General features: G+C 39.7%; 12 protein-coding genes. 2 read left to right on the top strand and 10 right to left on the bottom strand.

What is annotated here, in order from left to right; translation table 11 throughout:
• Positions 1-202: 202 nt before the first annotated feature.
• Genes ACYZZR_RS06160 through tssD form a run of 4 tightly spaced genes read right to left on the bottom strand, consistent with a single transcriptional unit; the run spans position 203 to position 2,704 of the window.
• Entirely contained in the window at positions 203-742 is a 540-nt protein-coding gene (locus tag ACYZZR_RS06160; RefSeq protein ID WP_461533116.1) for a hypothetical protein, read from the bottom strand.
• Between the two features lie 19 nt (positions 743-761).
• A complete protein-coding gene (locus tag ACYZZR_RS06155; protein WP_461533115.1) occupies positions 762-1,364 on the bottom strand; it encodes a toxin-antitoxin system YwqK family antitoxin in 603 nt (200 codons plus the stop codon).
• The gene (locus ACYZZR_RS06150; RefSeq protein WP_461533114.1) at positions 1,364-2,125 is read right to left on the bottom strand and encodes a hypothetical protein; all 762 of its coding nucleotides are present in this window, start codon (positions 2,123-2,125) and stop codon (positions 1,364-1,366) included. Before ACYZZR_RS06150 ends, ACYZZR_RS06155 begins: the two co-directional genes overlap by 1 nt.
• A 12-nt stretch (positions 2,126-2,137) precedes the next feature.
• On the bottom strand, positions 2,138-2,704 hold the full coding sequence (gene tssD / locus ACYZZR_RS06145) for a type VI secretion system tube protein TssD (protein ID WP_461533119.1): 567 nt from the start codon (positions 2,702-2,704) through the stop codon (positions 2,138-2,140).
• Between the two features lie 284 nt (positions 2,705-2,988).
• On the opposite strand from tssD, the gene ACYZZR_RS06140 reads away from it, so the two are divergent.
• A complete protein-coding gene (locus ACYZZR_RS06140) occupies positions 2,989-3,228 on the top strand; it encodes a transposase (RefSeq protein WP_461533113.1) in 240 nt (79 codons plus the stop codon).
• Between the two features lie 131 nt (positions 3,229-3,359).
• Here ACYZZR_RS06140 and ACYZZR_RS06135 read toward each other — a convergent pair whose 3' ends face one another.
• The 6 genes from ACYZZR_RS06135 to ACYZZR_RS06110 form a co-directional block, all read right to left on the bottom strand.
• Positions 3,360-3,848, bottom strand: a complete 489-nt coding sequence (locus tag ACYZZR_RS06135) for a YybH family protein (RefSeq protein WP_461533112.1) — start codon at positions 3,846-3,848, stop codon at positions 3,360-3,362.
• A gap of 14 nt (positions 3,849-3,862) precedes the next feature.
• On the bottom strand, positions 3,863-4,354 hold the full coding sequence (locus ACYZZR_RS06130; RefSeq protein ID WP_461533111.1) for a GNAT family N-acetyltransferase: 492 nt from the start codon (positions 4,352-4,354) through the stop codon (positions 3,863-3,865).
• A gap of 176 nt (positions 4,355-4,530) precedes the next feature.
• Entirely contained in the window at positions 4,531-5,016 is a 486-nt protein-coding gene (locus ACYZZR_RS06125) for a DUF6843 domain-containing protein (protein ID WP_461533110.1), read from the bottom strand.
• Positions 5,017-5,096: 80 nt separating this feature from the next.
• The gene (locus ACYZZR_RS06120; protein ID WP_461533109.1) at positions 5,097-5,774 is read right to left on the bottom strand and encodes a hypothetical protein; all 678 of its coding nucleotides are present in this window, start codon (positions 5,772-5,774) and stop codon (positions 5,097-5,099) included.
• Entirely contained in the window at positions 5,767-6,669 is a 903-nt protein-coding gene (locus ACYZZR_RS06115; RefSeq protein ID WP_461533108.1) for a hypothetical protein, read from the bottom strand. Before ACYZZR_RS06115 ends, ACYZZR_RS06120 begins: the two co-directional genes overlap by 8 nt.
• 188 nt (positions 6,670-6,857) lie before the next feature.
• Positions 6,858-7,466 carry a superoxide dismutase gene (locus ACYZZR_RS06110; protein WP_461533107.1) on the bottom strand — a complete coding sequence of 203 codons (609 nt, stop codon included), beginning with the start codon at positions 7,464-7,466 and terminating at the stop codon, positions 6,858-6,860.
• Positions 7,467-7,641: 175 nt separating this feature from the next.
• Here ACYZZR_RS06110 and ACYZZR_RS06105 point away from each other — a divergent pair, with 175 nt between their 5' ends.
• Entirely contained in the window at positions 7,642-10,791 is a 3,150-nt protein-coding gene (locus ACYZZR_RS06105) for a UvrD-helicase domain-containing protein (protein WP_461533106.1), read from the top strand.
• Positions 10,792-10,876: the final 85 nt, after the last annotated feature.

Below are 10,876 nucleotides of genomic sequence, written 5' to 3'. Positions count from 1 at the left end.
TGGTCTTGAACTGCTTCAGAAAATCATCTGAAATTAAATCGTCTTTCTTCATAGTGTGTAAAAAAATTAAAGTTAAACAAAAAATAGCGGGGGCATGCCCCCGCTATTTTTAAACTTACACACTTTATGAGATAGTCCTGTTTTTTAGAGTTATAAACGTGATCCATCTAATTCATTCCACACTCCAATACAGACAAGATCGTTAATTCAAAAATTCCAAATCTAAATATTTTTTATCCGGGTTTTTTGGGTCTATATACAGGATAGTTTCTTTCTGAATTACAAAGTGCATTTTTAACGTAGTGGCATCCATAGGTATGTTGAGGTCATAGTTTACTGTTTGGCCTTTGTATGGCACCTGTATTCTAATATAATTGACCTCGCGCGCGACTTCTTTTGTATTATCCTTTGCTTTCTCAACATATTCCCCATATTTCGTATATCCCGAATTGTATACTTCCGTTGTTTCCGTCCAACTATTGGAAACAATATCCAAATCTGTAAGATTGACCTTTATTTTGTCTGCTTTTTCTTTAAATTTTTCGAGGTCTGATTTTTTACTTTTTTTTGTTTTAAGACGATCCCAATAATAGTAAATCACTCCAGGGATCATAAGTAGTATTCCAATTCCTATAAAATAAATGTTCCGCTCTCCTCCTACAAAAAGAAACAGGCACCCTAACAAAAACATCCCCAACAGGACATATTTACCCAACTGCGTTAGTATTGTCTTTAAGTTCATAGATTTTTAGAAAGAAATTTTAGTGTTCTTCCTTTTCTAAAGGTTTGCCGTTTTCGTCGTAATATAATGGAAATTCTTTACTGTTATGATCTCGGTTCAATCGTTGGAATATTTCCATTAAAGCACCATTTTCGTGAAATTCCATATTAAGTTTTTCATCACTGAACATCCCCGTTGTAATAGACATAGGGACACCGTTCTGAAATAGCATGTGTATTGTATTTTTATCCTTATATTTATTTGAGTGAAAAACAATATTTCTAACCTTCATGTTGTCATCAAACGTAATAGAAAATCCGTATTTTATACCATTTTTGTAATTGGAGTAGCTGAATAATTTTCCATTTTCATATATGTATACCAAACCATTAAGCCTGTTGCTATAAAACTGCCCTTTTAGATATATTATGCCGTCAGGATCGTAATAGGTTACAAGGCTATCTTTGACATAACCTTTAAAATACACTTCTTTATTTTTATCCAAGACATACAAACTGTCTGTTTCTTTAGTAGTTTTATTTATAAAGTGTACTTGTAACTCACTGTTTACACGGACTGTGTCTTTGATTTGTGCATTACTACAAGCAACCAAAAACAATGCTATACAAGGTAGTATTTTCATTATTTATCAATTTTCACACTGTTAAAGATATATACATCCGTACCATGCTGGATGCCTACATTCAGATAATCCAAGTGTTGGTTTAGTTTTTCATCATCCGGGAGGTAAGAAAAAAGATCGATATTTTCGTCTTTTTTAAGGGTAAAGCCTTTTTCCATTAATAGGTCATAATCACTATAAATAAAGGCTACAAAAGTTTTATCTTCGAGGTTGAACAGGGGAGTAGTTTTTTTAGCTTTCCTCACAAAATCCCATTTTATCATATTATTGTCCATCCTCATTTTTTGCCTTATATCATCGGTTCCTACACCTATTATGGGGCCAATTACTGGCAGGTTTTCAAACATGCCGCCTTGTGTTCCTAACTTTGCGACTGATGTTAAAGCATCTAAAGGGGAAACCCCATTACTGACCTTTACAAAATCCATAACCTGTTCTGTTTTGTTTATATCCAGTCCCAATTTACTGGTAACTTCCCATGCTAATTTTGTAGTAAAATCATCTAAAGCGGCGGGCTGTTCCAACCCAGTCATAACGCCATCTGCCAATAAATCTTTATAAACACGGTCGTTGGGGTCAAGGCTATAATAAGTTAGTTCTCTAAACTTCTCAAAATCAACATTATTGACAACCCTAAGTTCCGGGGTGTAAAACACAATATTGTAGGTTGCTGTTGTGTCACTCACCACCTTTAATTTCTCATTAAAATAGAACGTTCTGCCACAGGCTTCTATTTTACTTATAACCAATGTTCGTGACATAGTGCATTGTTTTTAAGTGTTCTCCCATTCTTTTTTTAAATCCACTTGTTCCAGTTCCGCAGTACCGTTACTGCCAACAGTACCCGAATAGACAAGTTCCATTTTTCCTCCTATGGCTTGCTCGTTCTCGTCCTTTACTGTTAACGTCAGCTTTTCCCCTTCGGGCATATTCTCCGTTTTGGCAAATAAACGGGCTTTATCGCCGTATGCTGCCTTATCTACCTTTTTTTGTCCGTCTGCATCCAGCCAGTACGTTTCTATGACTTCGGGGTCTTTGTTTTTCTCTTGGGACAAAGGTTTTGACTTTGTGAAAGGATCGGATATTTTCCACGGCTTTTCCGCAATGGTTCCACCGGGAAAACGGAATATTCCTGGGATAAGTTTTAAGGACATGCCCATTGGTTCCGTTGTATTGTGCTTAAAGCCTTCCCGCCATTCTACACAAACGCAGTCCCAAAATTCGTATTTCCCCTGTTCCTTCATACCATCAGCACCATAAAAGACAATTTTGCCCTGTTTCATGGCGTGATTAGTAGTTATCCAATGGTGGAAAAAATCATCGTTTTGGGTGCTCTCTATCTGTAAAAAACCCCTTTTAACTGGCTCCGTGTACTGGGTTTACCGCTCCAATCGGTTCCCTGTTCCACAAGTAAATCAACGGCGAGTAAATTACGTACCTCATCCTCAACAAACAACTTAGCTTGTACTACCATATACGTAGGAAATTTAGGTATTCAATTTACGGTTTTTTTGGAAACAAAAGAAGCCGTCTCAATACTGAGGCTTCTTTTTTGCAATTTTCGGGAAAGGTAATTGTAAAAACTCTTTCTTTTTCATGTCTTTAAGTAGTGATTATCAACACTATGAGTGTTAGGCTTAAAGACTATAACCAACAACAAAACTGGCTTTCTCCTCCTGCAATTGAAGAATTAATTCCACAGGATCATCCCGTACGGATTGTCAACGGAGTTATAGAGCAGCTGGATTTGAGTTTACTGGTAGAAGAGTACAGTAAAGAAGGTAAACCGAGTTATCATCCTAAAATGATGCTTAAAGTAATTGATAAAATTAGGGAATACTGTGCAATTATATCGCATAGGTGAAAGGCTTTATTTCCTAAAAAGGATACCGAATGATCTTTATAGATTGCAAAATGAGCATTTATTTCCCTTATTTATGATACTGGCGGAAAGTGCATTTAGACGACAAAAAGATGGAAATCACTATTTCGCCGTCATTTTTTGTCTAGAATAATCGTGTTTTGATCGTGAACAAGTTGCCAGCCGTTTTTGGATTTCTGAAAAAGAAGGGTCAGATAATTGTTGTCGGTCTCCAATACTTGTCCCGCATCATCTTTTTCGACATACTGATACTGCAACCACGCATAACCAAAATCACCGACGCTATTAGTTTTCAAAATAGTGTAATTAAACTCCCAGTTTTTATCACTGAACCACTTTTTATGAAAATCCATAAATTTTGATTTCGTTATCAAGGTGTCCCCATTGGGGAGAATACATACAACGCTATCACCCACGGTAGGCTCAAATTGTGTAATATCTTTATTCTTTAAAGCGTTTAAGTGATGCTGTAACCCCTTCTTGAATGGAATAAAAGTGTCTTCTTTAACATCATTGTTACAGGATACAGAAAACAATATCACAAATGCAAAAAACATATTCATATAAAGTTTACTTCCTGGAAATGTGTTGTTTAACATCATAATAATCTGTGTTTTTATTCTTCAAAATATTTTTTAAGAATTACTAGTTTAGTATCGGCACCTACTTTCTTAAACCCAAGCTTTTCTGCTAACCGTATTGCATTTTTATTATTCGAGCTTGTTTTACCAACAACACTTTTTACATCCATTTCATTTTTAGCAATACTCAACAATATCTCAAACGAGCATCGCATATAACCCTTGCCGCGATGTTCATTGAACAATGAACCTCCAATTTCAATCTCGTTTATGTCTTTATCCCAATGATGCAATGCGCAATCGCCAATAATTAAATCTGTTTTATCAATAAGCCGAATCGTAAATATATGATCACACAAAGACATGATGCGGCGAGTGAACATTTCAGGTGTTTCATTATATTCAAACACAGTGCTGTGACCAGCTTTCCAAAAATCAGATTGATTATATATACTGTAAAAGGCTTCTGAATCCTTACAGGATAACGGTATCAATACTATTTTCTCCTTTTCATATCTCTCGCTCATTTCTCAAAGATACAGTAATGTTTTGCCATTTGAAACACATTCATCTTTCCTATTGTGGCTCATTGTTCTGATGAAGCGGACTGGCTCACTGGAAAATTTCAGTACAAACTCAGCATTGACTGATATCGGTTTGGATTGCCATAATCACAATATTTTCCGATAAAATTTCCTCCGCTTCAGCGCTCGTCAACTAGTTTTATAATATCAAGTCCTTCCGACTCTTTATAAGATTGTTTTATTTGAGATCGATTTCCTACAAAAAATTTAACATACCTTACAACTACCTTTCCTTCATAATCTCTATTCGACCCACCAGCAACACCACCGGAAGCAGATATCCGATCTTCTGGAATATTTTTGCTCTCCGGGATAAACGGAATTTCATTTTCCGGTGCCATGGAGCCGCGGTAAAACTTTGGAAAACCGGACCAACCGGGATTGTTTGAAAACTTTGATAGCAAGATACCGTTTGAAGGGATTCTGTAAACACGTGATTTATTCCAGTATTCTATATCAGATCCATTCTCCTGGTCGTAAATGACAAGTATATACCCTGTGTAATTTTCTGGAACTACAAATATAGCATGTTCCCCCCGCCGGCAACCCACCAACATTGAGGTCAAAAAGACGAATAATACCAGTATTCTGATTTTAAAATTCATCTTGAATACGTTTGTTCCATTTCACTGATAGCATCAAACCATCTCACTTCTCATTAAAACGAAAATCACCTACTCCTCAATCACGGATACTCAAACCCAAAGACAATTCTCCTTACGGCATTGTCTTTTAGCGCTATGCGGATAAAATAACCAGGCATATTATAGCGCTTTAGAAAAGCTGATTTCTCGTAATCATCAATGGTGTAGATCACAATTTTTTCTCCCTCCGACTCCTCTGTGGTATAGTCTTCTCCTTTTATTTGAACAATCTCTGCCATAGAAAGTCCTAAACCTATACCGGATTCAGTCTTAAAATCAGGAAAATCGGTGAGATTGGACTTTCCCCCAAGGCTGTTTTCATCTTCAAAATAACCGATCTCAAAACAGCTAAAAGTATTTTTTGTATTGCCTTCGTACTGATAGGCCAAGAGGTATTGACTGTTGTTCTGATTGCTAAAAACAACAACCGGACTCTCTCTTATTTGTTCTACAAGTGCCGGCGATTCTGGCTTGTCGTAAAAATTGGAAAAGGAGCTCTCGTCTTCCAAAAACAGTTTTTGGTTTAGGGTGGTATCGGGGGTGATTTCCGCATAGACTTCCTCCGATACTACCGATCTATTCTGGGATAGTGAAAAAGCGGTGTCGGTGATTGTGGTATCTGAAACGACCTCATCGGACAGCGTTTGTTTCTTTTTGTTATCAGACTGGCAGCCCAACAGCAAAGCGAACACAAAGGGTATTAGCAACTTTCTATTCATTGACATTGGGTATCTTTTTTCCACTTCTACCATTGTTATTGGGATTATTGGAAATATTGATATTGACTCTAATGGAATTTCTGTCTTCCAAGTATTCGTTTAGGGCATCCTTAAAAGCGTTCAATTCCCGACCGTTTCCCGATAGGCCTATACAGCCCAAAGTACCTTCATTATTCCCGTCGGGATGTATTCGGAGCAGGCTCCTTCCCGTGTTGAACTGAGGGTCGAGATTGTAACTAAAGCCAACGCCATCGCGGTTCATCCCTTTGTTGTACCAGCCTGACGGACTTCTGTCTTGGTAATTACCTACGGTATAAGAACCATTTTCCGGAGCTCCGTTGCCAAACCCTCCGGCAACTCCGCTGTACGAATCTACAATATAGCTTCCACCATCGTCGAAAATCACCTCAAAATTGACAGAGACATCGCCGATCAGATTATTTCCCTGACGCATGGCTCCAGTTATACTTAAACCAATATCGGTTTGTTCGGATATGAGATTGGTAATACCTGTTGTGCTTTCCCGATTTCTCAAAGCCCATATAGACAACATAGTATTGTATTCCATATTGTTTTTTGCAAAGCGAGAACTCGCACTGTTGAAAGCTGCTTTGTCTACCCGTACATAACGATCTTCTCCTGGTATAGATACCCGTCTTAATTCTTCCCCTTCCATAGACAACACCACTATATGCCCTTGTTCAGGCTCTATCAAATTAGCAGTAATCATTTCATTATCAATAAAACCGCTTTCGATAAAACTATCGCCTTGAGTGGAGGTGGTTTCGCTTGTATTTTCTTCCATTAGAAAATTCAATTCCCCCCGAAAACCAATACCGGCTAAAAGATCAGTCCAGTCCATTGCATCTTCTGCAGAATTCACTTTTATATCCATAACTTATATCGAGTAAGTAAAATCACACATTAAAGATATTAAATATCTATGTGTTGTACAAGTGTAGTACGAAAGACAGACTGTCTCCTACTTGTAAAACGAATCTGGAGAGTACAATCTAAACAGAAGAATTTCCATAAAAAAACGGGGCGCAGTGCCCCGTTTTTTTATCTGATCTATCGATCTATTTATTTATTTGCAGCATACAGTTCTGCCACTTTATCCCAATTGATCACATTAAAGAAAGCTGAGATATAATCGGGTCTTCTGTTTTGATAGTTCAGGTAGTAAGCGTGCTCCCAAACATCGAGACCGAGAATAGGTGTTCCTCCACAACCTATACCTGGCATCAAGGGGTTGTCTTGATTGGCCGTAGAACAAACTTCTACTTTTCCTCCTTTGTGTACGCAGAGCCAAGCCCATCCGGAACCAAATCTGGTAGCGGCGGCTTTGGAAAATTCATCTTTAAAGGCGTCAAAAGAACCGAAGGCAGCGTCTATGGCCGCTGCGAGCTCTCCTGAAGGTTTTCCTCCTCCGTTGGGAGACATGATGTTCCAAAACAGGCTGTGGTTGTAAAAACCTCCTCCGTTGTTCCTTACGGCAGCGTTGTTCAAATCCAGTCCGTTGAGAATTTCTTCTATACTTTTACCATCCAATGCAGTACCTTCAATAGCCTTATTCAAATTGGTAGTGTAGCCATTGTGGTGTTTTGTATGGTGTATTTCCATTGTTCGCGCATCTAAATGAGGCTCTAAGGCATCGTATGCATACGGTAATTTTGGTAATTCAAAAGCCATGATACTATTTTTTATTGTTTAATTATACTTGTGAGTAACAAATTTAGGTATAAACTTAAACAATCCATAATAATAAATGGTAAAGGACTCATAAACTTTGCTTATTTTGCCATAGTATTTGCACATACAACATGATATTTCAACACAAAAACAAATCTATCAAAGCAACACTACATTGACTTCAACCGCCTTTAAAATATACAACGCTTCCGCTGGAGCTGGAAAGACTTTTACCTTGGTCAAAGAATACCTCATCTTACTCTTGGCTACTGACAGTCCAGACACCTACCGGCAGATTCTGGCCATCACCTTTACCAACAAAGCGGTGAACGAAATGAAAGAAAGGGTGATAGACAGTCTGAAAGAAATGGCTTCGGAGGATATTCTTTCTCAACCTTCCGATATGTTCAACCAACTGTGTTCTGCTCTCAATACTGACCCGGAAACGTTACATCGCAGAGCCTATCGGGTATTGCGACGCATATTGCACAACTATGCCTTCTTCGATATTTCTACTATCGACAAATTTAATCACCGGCTATTGCGCACCTTTGCCCACGACCTGCAACTGCCTGTAAATTTTGAAGTGGCTCTGGATACGGATACCCTGCTAAACGAAGCCGTAGACCAACTGGTGTATCAAGCGGGAAACAACGCGCTTCTCACGGAAATGCTGGTCAACTACGCCCTCGAAAAAACCGACGACGACAAGAGTTGGGACATCAGTATAGACCTAAAAAAAATAGCCAAGTTGTTGCTTGAAGAAAACCACCACAAACACATTCGACAAATCGAAAGCAAAAGCCTATCCGATCTAAAACAGCTATCTGCTCAATTGAAACAACAAATCGACCAGGTAGAAAAACAGTTGTCGGAAAATGCAGAGAGCTTTTTTACCTTACTGAGAGAAAACGGTATAGAAGCCGGTGACTTCAACAGGAAGTACGTGCCCAATTTTTTTGAAAAGGTACTTAAAAACACCCTTAAAGGAACCGATATCAACGGCCAGAAGTGGCAGGAAAATATCGCGTCCAATGCGCTATACACCAAAACTCTGGAGAAGAAGAACCCGGACAAGGCTCGTTTACTCGACGAATTACAGCCACAGATAGTCACACTTTTTCACATTGCCTCAAAACTCTTTTTCACAAAGCGTTTTTTGGAAAACTTCCGACAAAAACTCCTACCACTCTCCCTTCTAAGCGCCATCAATCAAGAGCTGACAGCCATCAAGAATTCTGAAAACCTCATGCTTATCTCGGAGTTCAACAGCATTCTCGCCCAAGCTATTTCCAATCAACCGGCACCTTATATCTACGAGCGACTGGGCGAAAAGTACAGGCATTATTTTATAGATGAATTTCAGGACACTTCGGAGATGCAGTGGAACAACCTCCTGCCGCTCATTGCCAATACTCTCGAGGGCGAAAACCTCACCGGGAAAAGAGGTTCACTCATGCTGGTTGGCGATGCCAAACAGGCCATCTACCGCTGGAGGGGTGGAAAAGCAGAGCAGTTTATAGAGCTGTACAATGGTACTACAACACCTTTTCAGGTAACACCAACCGTACAATCACTCCCTGTAAACTACCGAAGTTACGACCGCATCATCCATTTCAACAACAGCTTTTTTCAATATGTATCAGGCATACTGTCTCAAGACGAATACCGCGACCTCTATGAAAACAAGAGCTGCCAGCAGCCTAATTCTAAAAAAGGGGGAACGGTAAGCATCTCTTTTATCGACAAAGACAGCGACGATATCAACGAAGCGTATTGCCGTGAAACCCTGCAAAAGATACGTGAGCTCAAGAATGCGGGATACGGTCTTAGCGCTATCTGTATACTCACTAGAAAGAAGAAGCAAGGTACCGCACTTGCCACCTACCTACAGGAAAACGACATTCCGGTGATTTCATCAGAATCCCTATTGCTAAAAAATCACCCCAAAGTGGAATTCTTGATACACCTTCTCCAATACCTGCAACAATCCGACAACAAAGAGGTCTTGCTGCAACTGGCCGAATTCTTAGCCGAACAGAAAGCGGTAGATGACAAACACAGCTATTTTTCTTCTCTGCTAAAAAACCCGATAAACACCTGGAAAGAACACGATTTTTCTCCGGAAATATTCCGACAACGACCGCTGTACGACGCCATTCAGTACGCCATATCCTCTTTTGAGCTAAACGATCCGTCTGATGCCTACTTACAAAGCTTTCTCGATGAGGTGTTGAACCAGGTAAACCGGAATCACAGCAGTGTGTCAGAATTTCTAGAATACTGGGAAAAACACAAAGACAAGTTGGCTATCAATGCCCCAGAGGGAGCAGAAGCGGTACAAATTATGACTATTCACAAATCAAAAGGCTTACAATTTCCCGTAGTGCTCTTCCCTTTTGCCGACACCAATATATATGACGATCGCGAACCATTGCTCTGGTTTCCGCTGGACCACCAAGATTTCGGAATACCCTATGCTCTTGTGGCAAAAAACAAAGAACTCGCAGCTTATAGCAACAGTGCAGCCGCTATGGTAGATCACTACAACGCCATGCTGGAATTGGACAGTGTAAACCTGCTCTATGTAGCCCTTACCAGAGCTGTAGAACAACTTCATATTATTGGAAAGACAGATATAGGTACAGACGGAAAAGAAAAACTCACAAGCTTTTCAGGACTTCTTATAGGCTATTTGCGCTCTGAAGGACTCTGGGAAGACGATAAATTCACCTACTTGCTCACCCCAGGAGACACACCATACCAGCCATGGGGAAAGAGCTACAAAGCCTCCGACAAAACCGAAACCATAAGGTATACCTCTAATATCACTGCACAATCCAGATTCCGGATTATTACTCGCTCCGGTTCGCTGTGGGATAAAGGACACCATGAGGCAATAGAAAGAGGAAATCTGTTTCACGCTCTACTCTCCAAAGTAAAATATGCCGGAGATATAGAAGACAGCCTGGCGCAAATCATAGCCGATGGCAGTATTCCCGCATCGGAAAAAGAGACTGTACTAAATCGCTTAAACGCCATTGTAACTCATCCCGACATTGCCGCTTATTTCAATTTGCCGTATATCATCTACAACGAAAGAGATATTTTTACGGCCAAAGGAGAGCTTCTCCGCCCTGATCGCATCGCTGTTAATCCAGAAGATCGGACCGCCGTAGTGCTCGATTACAAAACGGGAAGTCCCGACGACAAATACAAACAACAGCTATCGCAATACATGGAAATTGTCGGTGAAATGGGATACCGAGTAACCGCGGGGTTTATCGTCTTTATCAACGATTCACCAAGCGTATACAGAATATAGTTTCTCCCTCATAACACAATACGTACAACAAAATCGCGTTTCCTCACTAAGCAAGGGTTTATTACCTTTGTGCGCTAACACAAAC

The sequence above is a fragment of the Sinomicrobium sp. genome, assembly GCA_029266035.1.
GTDB lineage: Bacteria > Bacteroidota > Bacteroidia > Flavobacteriales > Flavobacteriaceae > Sinomicrobium.
Note: the sequence above shows the minus strand (reverse complement) of the source record. Positions and strands in the feature narration are given on the sequence as shown.

Bases quoted from the DNA above. Each gene is read 5' to 3' on its own strand.
- ACYZZR_RS06160 (WP_461533116.1), bottom strand. From the start codon at position 742: ATGAACTTAAAGACAATACTAACGCAGTTGGGTAAATATGTCCTGTTG.
- ACYZZR_RS06155 (WP_461533115.1), bottom strand. From the start codon at position 1,364: ATGAAAATACTACCTTGTATAGCATTGTTTTTGGTTGCTTGTAGTAAT.
- ACYZZR_RS06150 (WP_461533114.1), bottom strand. From the start codon at position 2,125: ATGTCACGAACATTGGTTATAAGTAAAATAGAAGCCTGTGGCAGAACG.
- ACYZZR_RS06140 (WP_461533113.1), top strand. From the start codon at position 2,989: ATGAGTGTTAGGCTTAAAGACTATAACCAACAACAAAACTGGCTTTCT.
- ACYZZR_RS06135 (WP_461533112.1), bottom strand. From the start codon at position 3,848: ATGATGTTAAACAACACATTTCCAGGAAGTAAACTTTATATGAATATG.
- ACYZZR_RS06130 (WP_461533111.1), bottom strand. From the start codon at position 4,354: ATGAGCGAGAGATATGAAAAGGAGAAAATAGTATTGATACCGTTATCC.
- ACYZZR_RS06125 (WP_461533110.1), bottom strand. From the start codon at position 5,016: ATGAATTTTAAAATCAGAATACTGGTATTATTCGTCTTTTTGACCTCA.
- ACYZZR_RS06120 (WP_461533109.1), bottom strand. From the start codon at position 5,774: ATGAATAGAAAGTTGCTAATACCCTTTGTGTTCGCTTTGCTGTTGGGC.
- ACYZZR_RS06115 (WP_461533108.1), bottom strand. From the start codon at position 6,669: ATGGATATAAAAGTGAATTCTGCAGAAGATGCAATGGACTGGACTGAT.
- ACYZZR_RS06110 (WP_461533107.1), bottom strand. From the start codon at position 7,466: ATGGCTTTTGAATTACCAAAATTACCGTATGCATACGATGCCTTAGAG.